At 64.1% G+C, this 16,722-nt stretch carries 14 protein-coding genes; 7 read left to right on the top strand and 7 right to left on the bottom strand.

Going from position 1 to position 16,722, the window contains the following annotated elements:
- Positions 1-270: hypothetical protein (locus GY769_05025; GenBank protein ID MCP4201280.1), on the top strand; the 270-nt coding region annotated here is incomplete at its 5' end.
- A gap of 101 nt (positions 271-371) precedes the next feature.
- The gene (locus tag GY769_05020) at positions 372-1,100 is read left to right on the top strand and encodes a GIY-YIG nuclease family protein (GenBank protein ID MCP4201279.1); all 729 of its coding nucleotides are present in this window, start codon (positions 372-374) and stop codon (positions 1,098-1,100) included.
- A gap of 370 nt (positions 1,101-1,470) precedes the next feature.
- Here GY769_05020 and GY769_05015 read toward each other — a convergent pair whose 3' ends face one another.
- Complete coding sequence (locus GY769_05015; protein MCP4201278.1) at positions 1,471-1,977, bottom strand: hypothetical protein; 507 nt, start codon at positions 1,975-1,977, stop codon at positions 1,471-1,473.
- 72 nt (positions 1,978-2,049) lie between these two features.
- Complete coding sequence (locus GY769_05010; protein MCP4201277.1) at positions 2,050-2,649, bottom strand: hypothetical protein; 600 nt, start codon at positions 2,647-2,649, stop codon at positions 2,050-2,052.
- Positions 2,650-2,752: 103 nt separating this feature from the next.
- On the opposite strand from GY769_05010, the gene GY769_05005 reads away from it, so the two are divergent.
- Entirely contained in the window at positions 2,753-4,060 is a 1,308-nt protein-coding gene (locus GY769_05005; GenBank protein ID MCP4201276.1) for an FAD-binding oxidoreductase, read from the top strand.
- A gap of 22 nt (positions 4,061-4,082) precedes the next feature.
- Here the strand turns inward: GY769_05005 and GY769_05000 are convergent, their stop codons facing one another.
- From GY769_05000 to GY769_04990, 3 genes are all read right to left on the bottom strand, one after another.
- Positions 4,083-5,372 (bottom strand): tetratricopeptide repeat protein, encoded by a 1,290-nt coding sequence (locus GY769_05000; protein MCP4201275.1) that lies wholly within the window; start codon positions 5,370-5,372, stop codon positions 4,083-4,085.
- Between the two features lie 112 nt (positions 5,373-5,484).
- Entirely contained in the window at positions 5,485-6,720 is a 1,236-nt protein-coding gene (locus tag GY769_04995; protein ID MCP4201274.1) for a hypothetical protein, read from the bottom strand.
- Between the two features lie 17 nt (positions 6,721-6,737).
- Positions 6,738-8,489: a hypothetical protein gene (locus GY769_04990; GenBank protein ID MCP4201273.1), complete on the bottom strand. Its 1,752-nt coding sequence runs from the start codon at positions 8,487-8,489 to the stop codon at positions 6,738-6,740.
- Between the two features lie 236 nt (positions 8,490-8,725).
- On the opposite strand from GY769_04990, the gene GY769_04985 reads away from it, so the two are divergent.
- The 4 genes from GY769_04985 (at position 8,726) to GY769_04970 (ending at position 14,003) form a co-directional block, all read left to right on the top strand.
- Positions 8,726-11,131, top strand: coding sequence for a S8 family serine peptidase (locus tag GY769_04985; protein ID MCP4201272.1), 2,406 nt, complete (start codon positions 8,726-8,728; stop codon positions 11,129-11,131).
- A gap of 219 nt (positions 11,132-11,350) precedes the next feature.
- Positions 11,351-11,536, top strand: a complete 186-nt coding sequence (locus tag GY769_04980; GenBank protein MCP4201271.1) for a hypothetical protein — start codon at positions 11,351-11,353, stop codon at positions 11,534-11,536.
- Positions 11,537-11,540: 4 nt separating this feature from the next.
- Positions 11,541-12,101, top strand: coding sequence for a hypothetical protein (locus tag GY769_04975; GenBank protein ID MCP4201270.1), 561 nt, complete (start codon positions 11,541-11,543; stop codon positions 12,099-12,101).
- A gap of 129 nt (positions 12,102-12,230) precedes the next feature.
- The gene (locus tag GY769_04970; GenBank protein MCP4201269.1) at positions 12,231-14,003 is read left to right on the top strand and encodes a VWA domain-containing protein; all 1,773 of its coding nucleotides are present in this window, start codon (positions 12,231-12,233) and stop codon (positions 14,001-14,003) included.
- Here GY769_04970 and GY769_04965 read toward each other — a convergent pair.
- Both GY769_04965 and GY769_04960 read right to left on the bottom strand, forming a co-directional pair.
- A complete protein-coding gene (locus GY769_04965; GenBank protein ID MCP4201268.1) occupies positions 14,000-15,172 on the bottom strand; it encodes a tetratricopeptide repeat protein in 1,173 nt (390 codons plus the stop codon). The two genes, GY769_04970 and GY769_04965, sit on opposite strands and share 4 nt — an antisense overlap.
- The coding region (locus tag GY769_04960; protein MCP4201267.1) for a sulfatase-like hydrolase/transferase at positions 15,169-16,722 on the bottom strand (1,554 nt) is incomplete at its 5' end. The genes GY769_04965 and GY769_04960, both read right to left, overlap by 4 nt.

The raw sequence follows: 16,722 nt of genomic DNA, 5'->3' as shown, positions 1-16,722 counted from the left end.
TTGCTGGCCCGATTGACGGAGCTCGAGATCTTCACCTGGAGTTATAGGGACGACCCTGACGACGCCCGCCACGTGGGGCCGGTGGCCGAGGACTTCTACCAGCGCTTCGGCTTCGGGCACGACGACAAACACATCTCGCCGAGCGACACGGGGGGCCTGGCCCTGGCAGCCATCCAAGGCCTTCACAAGATGGTCCAAGAGCAGCGGAGCGTCATTGAGAAGCTTCAGGCCGAGATCGCCGAGCTGCAGGAGTTGTTGACAGCGCGGTGAGGGGCAAACCGCCACGAAATAGGAGGGTCGCCGCCGGATGTGAAGTTTTCCATCGTCAGGAAAGACGCGGCGCGCCTATCGTGACACTTGACAAGTTGGGTATGGACAAGAAACACATCTTGGCCGAGATTCGGAGGACAGCCGTGGGAAACGGTGGTTTGCCCTGGAGCAGCCGGAGGTTCGAAGCCGAAACCGGGATCAAGGAAAGCGAGTGGGCTGGTGTCCACTGGGCGCGATGGGCCGATGCGGTCGAGGAGGCGGGCTTTTCGCGGAAGACGCTGGCCCAAGCTTCAGACGAAGAGGCGCTCCTGGACGCGTACATCCAACTGATCAGATACCTTGGTCGCTTCCCCGTGCGAAACGAGCTCCGCATGAGGGCTCGCAGCAGTTTGGAGTCCGCGCACGACGACGGTTTCAACAACAGGTGGGGAGGGAAGGTGCAAACCGCCGCGAGGATTCTCGCCTACTGCCGGAGCGTCGGTGGCTACGAGGACGTAGCCTCAATCTGCGCTCCGATAGCTGCGAGGGCGGCGGACAAATCCGAATCGGGTCTCGGCAAGGCCGAAGAGAACATCGGCTATGTGTATCTCGCACAGTTTCAGCAGAGCCACTACAGGATTGGCAGAACCAAACGGGTTAGCCAAAGCGAAGCCGAGCTATCGGCGGCGCTACCCGCGAAGGCCAAGATCATCCACGCCATCAAGACCGACGACCCGGTGGGAATAGAGGCCTACTGGCAGCGTCGCTTCGAAGACCGGCCAAGGCGAGGCGAGTGGTTGACGCTAACGGATGAGGACGTCCGCGCATTCAAGAGACGGAAAACGCAGTAGCCCCAGCCAGCTCCAGCCGAGCTGCGTCGTAGGGCTAACGCGGCGCCGCCCGCCAGTTTTCGCGGACGGGGAGCGTCGTACCGGATTCTCGGCGTCGCTACTTCTGAACCGAGTTCCAGCCGTCCCTCCACGATAGGTAGTCCTCGGTGCCCTCCTCGTAGGGGTTGTCTGAGAGAGGCCTTCCGTTCTGCGCCGCTTTCACGCCCTCAAGGTAGGCTTCGTCTGCCCCCATGATCCCTCCTTTCTCCCGCCTGGCGGGTTGGCATTATCGAGCCAACTAAAACGTTACGCCCATTATTGCGAAGCTTGCGCCACCCGTACGGGCAGGATGGGAGCGCCTGCGCACCTCACTTCAGGAGGCTCTAAGAACTCAGAGGCTCAGCGCTGCTTCCTCTTCCTTCTGTCTGCGCAAGGCTCTGCGCCGTTCGCGCCATCCGCCTCTGAGCCGCCCGAGTAGGCGGTTGAGGGGATTGCCTCTAGAGAGGAATCGGATGGGTCGCCGCCGCCGGACGCCAAGCTCGCGCTGAAACCCAAGCAGTCCCCGGTGGCTCGGATCGAGTGCCAGCCCGCGGCGCAGCGTACGAACGGCCTCGCGCCGGTTGCGGACGAGCAGATACGAGCGCGCGAGGTTGAGATAATTGAGCGGTTGAAACGGCTGGAGCTCGACCGCGTGGAGACACATTGCCAGACCCTCTTGCTTGCGGCCTTCGCAGCGGGCGACGGCATGCCCGAGGTATGAGTAGAAGAGCCCGGGGAGCTCACCGTTCTGGGCCTGGTGATGTTCGAGCCGGCTCAGGTGCGTTAGCCCATCTCTCCACTCGCCCTGAGAACAGGCGCGGATACCGAGGACGAGCGTTTCCGTAGGATCTGCCAGCAACTTAGGCTGCCTCTCTCTGTCTCCCTTTAGTCGAGAATACGCGCCGTCCGTGGGCTGCGGCTGTGAAACCGGTTACACCGGGCCGCAGCTCAGGGTTTTCGTGGCCAGGGCGCGACAGTAGACGCTCTTGCCGCCGCGAATCACGGCCGCGAGCTCGCAGGTGAGATTGATTCGACACCCCGGCTGCAGTTGCTCGAAGGTCGATCGATCGAGCGCCAGCTCGAACATCAGTTGCTGTTCGCCGGTGGTGTAGGCGACGGAGGCCCAGTTGGGATGTCGTGCAAGGTCGGCTTGAAAGCCTGGGTCGATCTCTTCGAGATAGACGTAGGTTTCGCGGTCGTAGCCGAGCGCGAAGTAGGGGCGCGTGGCCCAGTCGGCGTCGCGCCGGTAGACGGACACCACCTCGGCATCCGTGGCTTCGATCGACGAGTGAACCGCCCGCCGTGCGAACTCTTCGAGTCGCACTTTGGTTTCCTCGACGCCGAGGTCTTCGGAGTCCTGTTTCAGGGTCGCGAGCTCCAGCAGCAGTTCGGCGGCCGTCCAGGCTGCGGCCGGTCGAGCGTCGCGACAGGCGCCGAGGATCAGCGCAAAGAGGAGGAGCGCGAGTGCCGAGACGGCACCGCCGGTCGCGCCGGCTGCAAACAGGCGAGGGGACAAACCTTCAGATCTCATGGTCGGGTCTCACAGGCAGGGTGCACAAGTGCCAGTGTAGTGGCATGGTGGAAAGGTGGACTTGTCATAGGCCGCGAGATCGCCCAGTATCGAACCGCGGAGCATGTCTAGAAACTACGACGCCATCGTCATCGGAGCCGGGATCATCGGTTGCTGCACCGGCTACGAGCTCGCAAAGCGCGGCTACCGCACACTCAACGTCGACAAGCTGCACGGCGCGGGCTACGGCTCGACCTCGGGCTCGTGCGCCATTGTCCGCTTCCACTACTCGACCCCCGATGGCGTTGCCATGGCCCGGGAGAGCTACTTCTATTGGATTGACTGGGGTAGGTACCTGGGAATCGGTGACGAGGCTGGCCTGGCCCGATACCGGAACACCGGCTGCCTTGTCTTCAAGACCGAGCGCAACCACCACTTGACGAACGTCATGGCGAGCCTCGACGAGCTCAAGGTTGCCTACGAGGAGCTCGACGCCGGCGGCGTGAAGGAGTTTCTGCCGATTCTGGACACGCGCTCGTTCGGCCCTCCGGTCGGACGCGAGGATCCCCGCTTCGGGCACCCCACCGGCGACTCGATCGAGGGAGCGATCTACGTTCCCGAATCGGGCTTCATCAGCGATCCCCAGCTTTCGTGCCACAACGTGCAGCGGGCATGCGAGGCCCGTGGCGGCGAGTTTCTGTTCGGTGCCGAGGTGGTCGCAGTTCTCGAGGCCGGTGGCCGCGCGGCCGGCGTACGGCTGGCCGACGGCACTCGTCTCGAGGCCGGTGTCGTCGTCAACGTCGCCGGACCCCATTCCGGGAGAGTCAACCGGATCGCCGGGGTGGACGGAGGGATGAAGATCTCGACGCGTCCCGTCAAGCATGAGGTGTGTCACGTGCTGGGCCCCGCCGGCGTCGACTGGGACACCGTCGGCACCATCACCTCGGACGGCGACGTCGGCGGCTATTCGAGGCCGGACACGGGCAACCACGTCCTTCTCGGCTCCGAGGACCCGCCGTGCGACGACCTCGACTGGGTCGAGGATCCGGACGACTACAACACCAACTTCAGCGAACACTGGTTCACACAGGTCCTGCGAGTGGCGCAGCGTATGCCCGAATTGCCGGTGCCCAATCGGCCCGGGGGCGTGGTCGATCTCTACGACGTCAGCGACGATTGGATCCCGGTCTACGACCGCTCGGATCTACCGGGGTTCTACATGGCGGTGGGGACGTCCGGCAACCAGTTCAAGAACGGTCCCGTGGTGGGCAAGCTGATGGCCGAGCTGATCTCCAGGGTCGAGGCCGGCCACGACCACGACCGGGATCCGGTGAAGTTGCGGCTCAAGTACACCCGGCGCGATCTCGATCTCGGATTCTTCAGCCGGCTGCGCGACGTCCACAAGGACTCGTCGTTCTCGGTCATCGGGTGAGTGACACCGCTCCCGGCGACTGCTAGGACGCCTGCTCTCCGAGGAGCGCCTGGAAGCGGGGATGGTCGCGTAGGGCATCCAGGTTGCTGTCCTGCCGCAGCCAGTCGATATAGGCGAGTCCTCTGGTAACGGATTTTTCGATGCACTCCAGGGCCCGATCGATCTCGCCGGCCAGTGAGTAAACGCATCCTATGTTGTAGAGAACCATCGGCTCATCGGGCTCAAGTTCCATGGCTCGCTCGGCCCAACGCAGTCCTCGCTTCGATTGTCCCAGACAGACCAAGGCGGTGGCGCCCAGATAGAGCGCCCGGGTCTCCTCGGGGTTCTGCTGCAGGCGGCGTTCGGCGGCCTGTATACCCCGGCGCCGGCACGCGGCGGCTTCCTCCGGGCGCTCCAGCTCGTCGTAGATCTGCGGCACGAGCAGAAGCGCCTGGTAGTCGTCGGGATCGACTCTGGAGGCGTGCCCGAACAGCTTCGCGGCGGTCTTGAGATGACCCTGGACAAAACTATTGCGAGCGTAAAAATAGAAGGCCTCGTAGAGCTTCGGATTCAGGTCGATCGCCGTTTCGAACTCCTCCTCGGCCGCTTCGTACCGGCGCTGGAGCGACAGCACCAACCCACGCGCGGCGTGCGCTTCGGCCAGATCGGGGGAAAGCTCGAGCGCACGCCGACTTGCCAGGTCGGCCTGCTCCAGGTCGGCCTCGTCGCCGTCGGCGTACATGAAGAGGAAGGTGCAGCATTCGGTGACGCCGGCGTAGGCGCGGGCGTAGTCGTGGTCCAGCATCAGTGCCATGTTGAAGAGCTGCAGGGCCGCTTCCACGCCGCGGCGCCGGTACTCGAAGAACCGCTCGCGCCCTTTGAGGTAGTACTCATAGGCTTGAACGTCGGAGGTCGGCGGTCGCTTGAGAGCCTCCGAGTGTTGCTGATCGAGGCGCAGCTCGAGCGTGTGGGCAATACGCTCGGCGATCTCGTGCTGGATGGCGAAGACGTCCTCCAGGGGGCAATCGAAGGTGTCCGACCAGAGCTCTATTCCGCCGACCGTCCTGGTCAGTTTGGCACTCACTCGCAGCCGGCCGTCGGCCTTGCCGACGTTGCCCTCGAGAACCGCGGACACCCGCAGCTGCCGACCCGCTTCCCGAGCGTCGTCGATGGCTCGAAAGTGGAAGGAGGAACTGCGCGGTGCGACCCGCAGGCCCTCTACGCGGGACAGGGCGGTGATCAACTCGGCAGCCAGACCGTCGCAGAAGTACCGCTGGTCTTTACCAGCGCTCAGATCGGCGAACGGCAGGACAGCTATGGAGGACGTCAGCATCGGGTCACCTCCCTGGAAGCTCGGCCGTGTCCATCATGCCACGATTCTCCTGGAGACGGCGTTGTCAATGAACCCGTCTTCGCCTGCACCTGGCGGCAATTAGCCTGCTCGGCTACCAAGCGGATTCTTCAGCCACAACCCTGGGGCCCTTCAGGGTCAGGTTGAAGGTTGTCCCGGCCGCGAGGTTCTCGAAGAGAACGCAGCCGTCGGCACCCGTGCGCCGCCGCTGTGTGTGGCCGCCCGATTGCTTGAGGATCACCTTCCTATCAGCCAGGGGATCCTGGTTGAGGCTGAGACAGGTGGCGAGCGTGGTCCCTTCCGCCGCAACCTCTGGCCCGTAGGCTTTGAGCTTGAACTTCTTTCCCTCTCGAAGGGCGTAGTGGGAGAAGCATCCGTCCGGGCCGGTGTCGGCAAATCTCTTCGGTCTTCCTGCCTGGGAGAGACGCACACGGGCGTCGGCCAACGGATCGCCGGAAAGCGCCAGACAACCGGTGACACCGACGAGGTCGAGAATCCACACATCGCTGTTGCCCCCCCTGTTCGAGGAGAATGCGATTCTGGAACCGTCGGGCGACCAGGCTGGATAGAGGTCGTTGGCGGCGTCGGTGATGAGTGGCCACGGGCGGCCGTCATTCGAGGAAACGAGCCAGATGTCCCAGTTGCCGTTCCGATCGGTCCCGAAGGCGATCAATGCGTCGTCCGGTGACCAGTCAGGTCCGACGTCGGTGTGAGGACCGGAGGAGAGGCGCCTCGCTGTACCGCCGCCGGATGGGATAACCCAGAGGTCCATGGGCCCCTCTCTGCTGGAGGTGAAGGCGATACGCGAGCCGTCCCTGGAACCGGTCGGTCCCGCATCCAGAGCGGGGTGGTCGGTGAGGCGGGTGGCGGTTCCTCCCTGAGCGGGGATGGTCCAGATGTCCCAGTTCCCGCTTCGATTCGAATCGAAAGTGATCCGTTCGCCTCTGTGAGACCAACCCAGAGTCTCGTCTCGAGCGGGGTTCACCGTGATCTGCCGCGGACGTCGTCCGTCGGCACGGAGGGTCCAGATATCCTGGTTGCCGCTGCGCTCGGAGGTGAACGCGATGAGCCGGCCGTCCGGGGACCAGGCTGGGTGGTAGGCGGGCTCGCCGGTGATCCGCACCGGATCTCCTCCGGTGCCCGACAGGGTCCACAGCTGATCAAAGCCGGATCGGTCCGACGTGAACACCAGCCTGGATCCATCGGGTGACCAGGATGGGTCCCAATCCCGCGCAGGATCCGTGGTGACCTGTGTCGGGCTGTCCGCGGCAACTGGTGCCGCCAACGCGACAGCTACAAGAAGCAGTCGAATCATCAACTTGAACAACACTTCAATGACCTCCCAACTCACTCGACGTATACCGGCGCCACCCGCCCGAGCAGCTTGTCGCGATCGCCCAGCCAGAGCGCCATCCACTGCGGGCCCTTGTCTTCGTCGCCGAGGCGGACTTCGATCGAGAAACGGTTGTCCGTCCCGATGTCGCCGGAAAAGACGCTGCCGCCGATCTCGATGGTTAGATTGGTGGACTCACCAGGGTTCTTGACGCGCCCCGAGATCCGGTACGTCTTGCCCACCAGGTAGCGCCCGCCGAGCTTGGATTTCAGGACCAGCCCCGCGATGTCCTTGCGCCCCACCTTGGGATAGGAGACCTGGAACCGGCCCCGTATCTGTGGATGGCTGATGGGTCGAATCTCGGTCCGCATATCCATCGAACCGAAGGTCGCGGTCTCCATCGACGGAACTCGGTCCAGGCCCTCGATTCCGGTGACGTCCGGATCCGAGATCCGCTTGGCGAAGAAGTTGTACCAGCGCAGGTCACGTGCGCTCAGCAGGCGCTCGGGCGAGACGACGATGTTCGCCCGCCGCCAAATTCTGGGCGGTACGGAGCCGCTGCGTTCGCCGTAGTGGGCGATGACATCGTCGATCGTGACTTCGAGGTAGGGGCCCTTCATCTTCCGACCGCTCGATGGGAAGCGTGGGCCGCCCTGCTTCTTGCGCAGCAGAACGGGCGGCACCTCCTCCGGTTCGAGGAGGCCCATGGCGTAGAGCTGGAGCGGATGGAAGAAGACGGGTAGCGGTGCCTCCGAGACCACCCATTTCTTTCCCTGCCGGGCGATACGGCTCGGTGGGAACAGACACAGGCTGAGAAAGCTCGGCTGATCCGCCAGGAGCGGCGCATGGCTGGGAGAGCCCAGACAGGCCGTCGAGCCGCTGGGCCGCTTGCCGGCAACGTCGAAGAGCGAGAAGTAGAAGCCCCAGTGGTGGCCGGTCTCGTGGAGCGAGAGGTAATTCCAGAAAAAGTCGCCGCGCAGATAGGTATTGGCGTGTACCAGGACGTTCGAGTCTCCCCACTGCTGTCGCCGGTCGACCGGGTCTATGCCGATGCCCTCGATGTCGCTGTAGATCCTGTCCTCGACGGCGCCGCCGCGGGGACTCGTGTGGACCCGTGTCGGCGTGAAGGCGAGCTCCTCGTAGGTGTCGCTGAAGTGCTCATAGAAGGTCCTGGCGACCTCTGCGAAGTTGAAGACTCGATCACCTGCTGGGAGATTGCCGCTGAAGAGAGTCGTATCGTACGGCGCCACGATATTGACCACGTGGCTCGAGTACTGAACGCTGTCGTTGATCCGGATGACCTCTGTCTTCGGGATCGTGGACGGCCGGAGCCGGATCAGCGACGACGTCTGACCCTGACACGCCGGATCCATACAATCGAAACGCATCGGCATCGGGCCTCCCTGCTGCAACTCGCTGGCCGGAAAGCTGAGCTCGAAGACGCTCAGGGTGACCCCGTCCACCTCGCGCCTCTCGCGACGCTGATAGCTGCGAACCGGAGCATCGTCGGCGACCGCAAGCTCGATCTCGGCGAAATCACCCAGAATCGTGAAGTTCTCCAGGCGCATAGTTCCCTTGTAGTCCAACCCGACGGTCGCCGGATAGGGATCGAAGAAGATCAGGTCTCCCTCGGAGTGATCGGCGGAGGTAGCGGCACGGGCATGAGCGGTGGGGAGACCGATCTCGAGGGTGGCGGCCTGAGCCACGCTCGAAGCGGCGATGAGGCCGAGAACCAGAAACGCTAGTCGCGAACAGGACCAATTCATGCGCTATCTCCTCTTGCTTCGGGCGACGAGTTGTCGCCGTAGTGAAGGACGCGGCATCGACGGCCAGAACCCGCAGATGGAGGGGTGTCCCGAACTTGCGGGGTTTGGTTCCGGCCAGCGCGTCATACGTTGGAGGGGGAGAAGAGCCGACTCGAAGATGACCCATGACACGCACGGTCCGCGCTAGATCCAGAACCCTTGTGGCACTATCGTTAGTCGCGCTCGGAGGCGCCACTGTGACCGCTGCTTCCGGCCGACATCTCGATCCGAACTCCAAATACAACCTCACTCTGGGCTCGGTGCATGTGCAGCCCGCAGCTGGTCAGAGAGAGGCGATCGCACACGACGGCCGGCCGTTTCTGGTTCAGTTCGACGACGTTCCGGACCGGCGGCAGCAGAAACGGCTGCGTCGTCAGGGAATCGAGTTGCTGCGGTATGTCGACGGCAATATGTATCTTGTGCGTTGCCGTGGCGCCGAGGCGTGCCGGAAGCTCGAGGTAATGACCCGGGTTCGAGCGACGCTCGAACTTGCACCGGCCATGAAGCGCTCCCGGCTGTTTGACGCCGCTCCGGCTCTGGTCGCGCGGGCACGATCCGGCGAGCCAATCAAGGTCCACCTCAAGTTCTTCCGACACGTTCCCTTTGGGCGTGCCTCCGAGATCCTCCGCGAGCATCGCATCCCAGTCGATAGCGCGGGGTACGCCTCAGGTAACGCCTTACTAATCGAGGCCACTCGCAATGAGCTCGAGAGTCTCCTTCGCTTTCCGGAGGTGGAATGGGCCGACCCGGCGCTGCCGCCGCCGGCTCCGGCCAGCAAGAACGCCGCGGAGCGCATGCGAATCGTCAACGTGCGGGGCGAGCCGGCGTTCAAGGGTGCTGACGGGAGCGGCGTCGGCGTGGCCCTGGTCGACAACTACCCGAACGAGATTCACACCGATCTCGAGGGCCGCGTGACCCGAGTGCGGACCCGGCCGTCGATCGATCACGGCACCTCGATGTCGGGAATCATCGCGGGCGCGGGCATCCTCGACCCCAGGGCCCGCGGCATGGCGCCCAAGGCGCGCCTCTACTGGTATTCGCAAGCTTGGGACACATGGGACGAGATGCGCCGGGGCCGCGACCGCTACGGTTTCGGCATCGTCAACAACTCCTGGTCTCTGACCGTCGGCTGGTGGTTTCAGCTCAGAGTGGGCGGCGCCGGCCACTGGTCGTGGCGCGAGGACACCTGGGCCTGGGGCTACTACCACGCTCTGGCGGCCGCCGGCGACGATTCGATTCGCGAGAGTGACCTCCTGTTCGTGTTTGCTGCCGCCAACCAGAGACAGCGCTCCTATCTCGGCCCTCATACCCACGGCGACCAGTACGAGAACGACGACGGGATCCAGCACCAGGACATCCACCCTCCGAACCCCGAGTATCGCTCGATCGTCGGCCACGCCCTCGCCAAGAACGTGCTGACCGTCGGCGCCACGACGAAAGACGATCGGCCGACTTACTTCTCGTCCTGGGGTTCGACCAACGACGGCCGGGTGAAGCCGGACGTCGTCGCCACCGGGCTGCAGATCTACCGGCCGACTCGGGACGACGGGTACGGCTACGGCTCGGGCACTTCCGACGCCACCGCAGCCGTGAGCGGCACGGCAGCGTTGCTGACCGACTACTACCGGCGCAAGCACAAGAGTCAGATCGGCTCTGCGATGCTCAAGAACCTGCTCATCCACTCGGCGCGCGATCTGGAGGCCCCCGGACCCCAGTACTCTTCAGGCTGGGGCCTCGTCGACGCCGAGCTCGCCGCTCGCGTGGTGCGCTCGGCAGCGTTGAGCGAGCGGCAGCTTCGCAGGAAGAACAAGAAGCAGCAGAAGGATCCCCTTCGCAGCCTGATGCTCGAGAAGAGTATCGACCACAAGAAGCGACAGCGGTTGTCGTTCGAGGTGCCCGAGGGAACGCGTGAGCTTCGGGCCACTCTGGTCTGGCACGATCCCTCGGGTGAGCGGCTGGTCAACGACCTGGACATTTGGCTGAAGGGCCCATCGACGAAGAAAAAAATACGACCTTGGGTCCTCGATGGGAGCCAACCTACGGCGCCGCCGCGGAAGAAGCGCAACCAGGTCGACAACGTGGAGCACGTTTTGGTCGTCGACCCGGAGCCCGGTGACTGGACCCTCCGGATCAAGGGCAGGAAAGTGCCCATGGGACCCCAGCCCTACACCTTGATCGTGTCCGCGGGCGACGGCAACCGACCGGCGGTTCTCCACCCGGAAGGGCAGTGCCTGATCGATGACTTTTTCACCGCCCGGAGCTGGTACGACTCGTCGAGCCTCGAGCGCGCCGATATCTTCCGCGCAGGGGACACCTTCACCCTTCACATGCGTCCGTTGGTTTCAGCCAACGGCGACTACGGCGACTACTACGGATCGATCCGCATGACCTTTCTCGTCCGGAATGCGGCAGGACACAAGATACTCCAGGACAGCGACGCGACTCACGCCACCTACCGGCTCGACCCGCAACAGCACGGGCACTACTCGGAGCGCTACATCATCCCCACAGGCCTGCCGGCGGGGAGCTACCGGGCGGAAGGGATCCTTTCCATGGCCAACGGGTGCCGCGATCGGGCCACCCGCGGCTTCCGGGTCGAATAGAGGATCGGACCGATGCGGCGGATAAGGCGGATGGGGCGGACAAGAAGAGATGAGTGCGTGCTGAGAGTGCAACGGTTCGAAGCGGCGTTCATAGAGAGCTTCGATACAACGGACGTAATAGAATCCCGGCTCCACGCTCTCGACTTGGACGCCCGGCTTTCGCCGAATTTGTGACGGTTTCTTGCCGGTTTTCTGCCCGCTTTCTGGAGGATCAGCTCGATGAATCTCACGGCTCGCGCTTTCGTCTCAATCTTCGCGCTATTGTCGCTATCGGCCTCGCTTTCCTGGGCGACGGAAACCGCCGACCTCGGCAGCCTCGACTTTCCCAACTCGGGTGCGCCGGAGGCGCAGGAGGCCTTTACTCGAGGTGTGCTGCTTCTGCACAGCTTCGAGTTCGTTGACTGAAGGAGTGACACAGGATCTCTTCGCTTCCGGCTACAGAGCCCTTCGGGAGGACGATTCCGAGGTCGCCCGAGCCCGCCTTGGCGAGATCCGGGAACGTCTGAAAGCGCACCGGGCCAAGCTCTCCGAGGAAGACAGTCTTTCGGACGGTAGTGGCGGGCAGATGGCCTTGAAGAAGGCTACGGTGCTGGAGCGCAGTCTGGCGGCACTGATCGCACTCGAATCCGGGAATGAAGCCCAGGCGATTGCGCTTCTCGACCAGGCTACCGAGCTTGAATCGAGTCTGCCTCTCGAGTTCGGCCCGCCCGATATCGTCAAGCCTTCGCACGAGCTCTACGGCGAAGTGCTGCTCGGCTTGGGACGGTCCCAGGAGGCCATCCGGCTATTCGAGGCGGCGCTCGATCGGGCGCCACGGCGCACGGCCTCTCTCTTCGGGTTGGCCCAAGCGGCCCGAAGCCTCGCGAGCCGCGGGAGCCAGGACACGCTGGCGAAAACCTGCGCCGTGCTCGAAGAGATCGTCGCACGGGGCGAGTCTGCGGACAGAGCGCGAGAGCTCTGCCCGGGCTAGCGGACTTCGCGACGGCCGCGGGAGAGCCCACTCGGGTCGCGTAATTCGGCCGACTCGCGATAGCCACGAAAACTCGGAGTCGGTCTTATCCGTAGTAGGACAGGAGGGGTCGGGTGATAGCTTGATTCGATGAGGAAGCAACCACAGTTCTCGGCCGGAAAAACCAAGGCCTCGGTTGCCTGGTTCTTGCCGGTGTTACTCACCGCGTATTCCGGCGCCGTCGCGGCTCAGGAAGAGACGCCGCCGATCTTCGTGGATCGCGTCGAGGTCAACGTCGTCAACATCGAAGTGTTCGTAACCGACAAGGATGGGCGCCCGGTTGCAGGGCTCACTGAGGACGATTTCGAGGTCTTCGAGGATGGCAATCCGGTCGAGATCACCAACTTCTTCACGGTCGAGCAACCGGAGGTTCTGGAGGAGATCGTCGAAACGGGCGAGCTTCCGGAGCGGTCGATCCAGAGCGCTGGCCCGAAGCTTCTGCCCGCCGATCAGCGCCTCAACCTTGTCGTCTACGTGGACCAGTTCAACCTGCGTCCTTTCAATCGCAACCGCGTGCTCGAAAGCCTGGAGGAATTCCTCGAGAACCGGATTCGGAGCGGCGACAACGTGATGCTGGTGAGCGCCTACCGGGGCGCCGAGATCGTGCAGCCGTTCACCCGCGATAGGCAGGCGGTCATCGACGGTCTGCGCGAGATGCAGAAGCAATCGACCTACCGTCAGATGGATGAGGCCCGGATTCGTCAGACCATCCGGTCGATGCAGATTGCCGCCGGGCAGGGTAGAGCCAAGTCGGCTCGCGCCTACCTTCGATCCTATGTGCAGGAGGCGCAGGCGAACGTCCGCCGCTCGGCGATGGCGCTGCGCGACTCGGTGCGCTCTCTGGGCGGCCTTCCGGGGCGCAAGGCCTTTCTCTACGTCAGTGAGGGATTGCCCCAGCGCCCCGGCGACGAGCTTTATCAGCAACTCCAGGCCATCTTCGGTACCGCCGCGGGCCTGCAGGATGCCGCGGGGCCGGGAGAAGACATGAATCCCTCTTCGGAGGCCCTGGCGGAAGACCAGACCCGGCTCTTCGGCCGGGTCGTCCGAGAGGCGAATGCCCATCAGGTGACCTTCTACACCTTCGACGCGACCGGCTCGACGGGGACCTCCCATCTGTCAGCGGAAGCGGGTGGCACGCTCATTTCAGGGAGCGGCGGCCGGACGGCCTTCGATGCTGTCCGGCAGCACAATCTCCAGCAGCCGTTGATCGAAATGGCGGAGACGACCGGCGGCCGATCGGTTCTCAACACCTTTGATTTCGACGATGCCCTCGATGACGTGGCGGCGAACTTCGACGTCTTCTACTCCCTGGGCTACAGCCCGCCGGAAGGCGGCGATGACGAGTTTCACCGCATCGAGGTGCGCTTGAAGAATGATTCCGGCCTCAGGGTCCGGCACCGCACCGGCTATGTCGACAAGCGTCCGGAAGAGAGGATCGCCGACCGAACGGTGTCTACTTTGGTCTTCGATCTCGAGAAGAACCCGCTTGGCGTAGCGATCGAGTTCGGCCGCGCGGAAAAGCAGGGTCGTGACAAGTATCACCTCCCGGTGCTGGTGCGCATCCCGATTCGCGGTGTGACGCTATTGCCAAACGGCGAGCACGAAGAAGGGCGCCTCAAGATCTTCGTCGCCGTGAAGGATGACGAAGGGGCGATCTCGGATCTTCACACGACCGACTATCCGGTGCGCATTCCGCATGCCTCGCTGGACGAAGCGCGCGGGAAGGAGATCGGTCACACGCTGACCCTACTCGTGCGCGGCGGCCTACCCAAGGTCGCGGTCGGCGTCTGGGACGAGCTCTCGGGAGTCGATGCTTTCGTCCACAAACAGGTGCGAGTCGGCGGAAACGAGGGCTCGGGCTAGAGGGATTCGATCCGTACGGCGCCCCCGGCGGGGGTTTCCTGCCGCTCGGTGCCGGGCTCGAGTTCGCTGGCCAACTCGTCAACGCGTGGGCTCTGCGGGTTGGCGCGCCGCGCTTTCTCCAGCCACTCTTTCGCTTCGTCGATCTCCTCTCGCTCGAGGGCGAGCAGGCCCAAGGCTACGAGCGCTTCGGACTTGTCGGTAGAGAGGTTCAGAGCCCTGCGGTAATACGCCTCGGCTTCCTCGGGGCGCCCCTGTTCCAGGCTCTGGTCGCCGAGGGCGAGGAAGGCGTAGGGATTGCGATTGCCACGCCGTTCGAGAAGCTCGAACATCTCCTGGGCCACGTCTTCGCGACCGCGCAGCTTGTGAAGCCCGGCGAGGTTGCGGTAGGCGGGAAAGAAGCCGGAGTCGATCTCGACGGCCCTCAGATAGGCTTGCTCGGCGCCGTCCAGATCTCCTGTCCGCCTGCGAGCGACCCCCAAGTTGACCCAGGTTCCGGCGATATGAGGATCGAGCTGGACCCCGGTCTCGAGCCATTCAGCCGCTTCGCGATAGCTCCCGGCTCTGATCTCCTCGGCGCCACGGTTGCCGTAGAACAGAGCGAGCGCGGTGATGTCCGAGATGGGCACGGCCGTGCGGTAATCGATGTTGGGACCGACGTTGTAAGCGAGGTACCTGCGATTGGACGCGATGCCGAACCCCACTGTCACGTGGCCCGACACGAGCACCACGTCACCTTCCTTGCGAAAGCGGCGGATGCGATCGACGCTCATGTAGTCGGCGTCGACTCCGAGCTCTCGGGCCAGGGCCAGGAAAAGATGGGAGAACGACAGACAGTTGTAGGTTCCGCTGACGAAGACCTCCTCGGCGGTGCCGGTGTGGCCGGCCTCGTAGCGGAGGTTTAGACCGCCCGGATCTTCGAGCGCTTCGAGCAGCTGGACGAGCCTACGGTAGCGATCGTTGGAATGCGGGACCCTGTCTTGGACCCAGGCGCGCATCTGATCGGTGACGCGGTCGGGAAAGACGATCTGCTCGGGATCGAGCCCGCGGATGGCGATCAGCTCCTCGAGGCCCCGCCTCGAGCTCTCCGGACTGGCTGTCGAGGCACAGCCCGAGCCCAGAAAGGCGGTGCCGAGGAGCGCCACGATGAGCCATTGAGCCGGTCTTCTCATCGTGAGCCGTCCCGCCCTCCGGCCTGGCGCAGGAGAACCTCGGCGAGCAGGACATCGTTGGGCTCGAGGTCACCTCTGAAGGTGCCGAGCGCGGTTTCGAGGCTCGCGGCGGCGTCTCCCGGTTTCTGCGCTCGCAGCTGGACCATCGCCAGCGCGAGATAGTGACGACCGGCGGGCTCGAGCGCGAGGCCTCTCCTGAACAGCTCTTCCGCTCTCGGCAGGTGTCCCGCCATGGCATTCAACGCGGCCGCCCGGTAGAGATGATCGGCCGATCCGTCGAGCGAGCCGGCTGTCAGCAGCCTCTCATAGATTTCGAGTGCTTGCGGACCCCGTCCGAGCTGCGATTGAACGTCCGCGATCCGCAAAAGCAAGGGGATCGATGTCGGCTCGAGCGCGAGGGCTTCCTCGAAGCGCGCCAGCGCCTGCTCTGGCCGACCCCGTTTCTCCTCGACCATGCCGAGGAGGTTGATCGCTTGAGATAGCTTCGGGTCGCGCTCGAGGATCACCTCGGCGATCCGCTCGGACTCGTCGAGGTTTCCGTTTTCGAACTGATAGGCCGCGAGCTTCAGCTCGAGGGCTCCTGCCGGGAATAAGACCGTCCCTTGGGCGAGCGCGGCCGTGGCACCCTCGACGTCACCGCGCCGGGCCGCGATCTCGTGCTCGAGCTCGTAGTAGTCCGCGACCTCGACATCGGGATGGTCCGTGCGGAGTTTCTCGATCACGGCCTCGGCCCGGTCGGGCTCGCCGGCTTTGATCAGAGTGCGGGCGTTCCTGGTTTGCATGTCGATCACGATTCCTCGTTTGGGATCGAGAACCCGGGTGGCTCCACCGGCGCTCGTGGACAAGTAGCCGAGCGCGCTCAGGTGGCGGCGGTCCTCCTCGTCGAGATCTCGACCGGTTCCTGGGGTTCCAGACGATTCGCCCGGTTCCGACGCCACCAGGTCTCTCAACTCTCGCCGAAGCTCCGTGCGCATCTCGGCGGCGGTCGGGTCACTCGAACCCAGGAGATTGTGCCGCTCGAGCGGGTCCGCCTCCAGATCATAGAGCTCGGGTTCCGGCACGTCGATGAACTTGTGGCCTCGAGCCAGGATTCCCGTGCGTGGAGCCCAGTTCTTGGCGTCGACGCCGGCGAGGCTCTCGAAGTACAGACTCGGTTCCGGTCTTTCGGCGCCCTCGAGTAGGGCAACCAGGCTACCGCCGTCGAAGTCCCCCGGCTCCAGACCGCAGAGCTCGGCCAGGGTTGGCGCCACTTCGACGATCCCGACGGGGTCCGGAATCACTCGACCACCGGACAGACCTTCAGGTGCGTAGACAATGAGCGGCACTCGGAGCGTTTCGTTGTAGGTCAGCAGACCATGTCCCTCCTCGACGTGCTCTCCGAAGGCCTCGCCGTGGTCGGAGGTGACCACGATCAGCGTCGAGTCGAGGAGTCCCGACCCTTCGAGATTGGCGAGGATCTTGCCGACCTGGTAGTCGACGAAGGCGATCTCTCCGTCGTAGGGCGATTCCGGGAACCGCTCCGCGTAGGGAGCCGGCGGGTCATAGGGCAG

This window comes from bacterium (assembly GCA_024224155.1).
Classification (GTDB): domain Bacteria; phylum Acidobacteriota; class Thermoanaerobaculia; order Multivoradales; family JAHEKO01; genus CALZIK01.
The sequence above is the reverse complement of the archived record's forward strand: the minus strand, read 5'-3'. Positions and strand labels throughout refer to the sequence as shown.

Bases quoted from the DNA above. Each gene is read 5' to 3' on its own strand.
- GY769_05010 (MCP4201277.1), bottom strand. From the start codon at position 2,649: ATGAGATCTGAAGGTTTGTCCCCTCGCCTGTTTGCAGCCGGCGCGACC.
- GY769_05020 (MCP4201279.1), top strand. From the start codon at position 372: ATGGACAAGAAACACATCTTGGCCGAGATTCGGAGGACAGCCGTGGGA.
- GY769_04980 (MCP4201271.1), top strand. From the start codon at position 11,351: ATGAATCTCACGGCTCGCGCTTTCGTCTCAATCTTCGCGCTATTGTCG.
- GY769_05005 (MCP4201276.1), top strand. From the start codon at position 2,753: ATGTCTAGAAACTACGACGCCATCGTCATCGGAGCCGGGATCATCGGT.
- GY769_05000 (MCP4201275.1), bottom strand. From the start codon at position 5,372: ATGCTGACGTCCTCCATAGCTGTCCTGCCGTTCGCCGATCTGAGCGCT.
- GY769_04965 (MCP4201268.1), bottom strand. From the start codon at position 15,172: ATGAGAAGACCGGCTCAATGGCTCATCGTGGCGCTCCTCGGCACCGCC.
- GY769_04970 (MCP4201269.1), top strand. From the start codon at position 12,231: ATGAGGAAGCAACCACAGTTCTCGGCCGGAAAAACCAAGGCCTCGGTT.
- GY769_04990 (MCP4201273.1), bottom strand. From the start codon at position 8,489: ATGAATTGGTCCTGTTCGCGACTAGCGTTTCTGGTTCTCGGCCTCATC.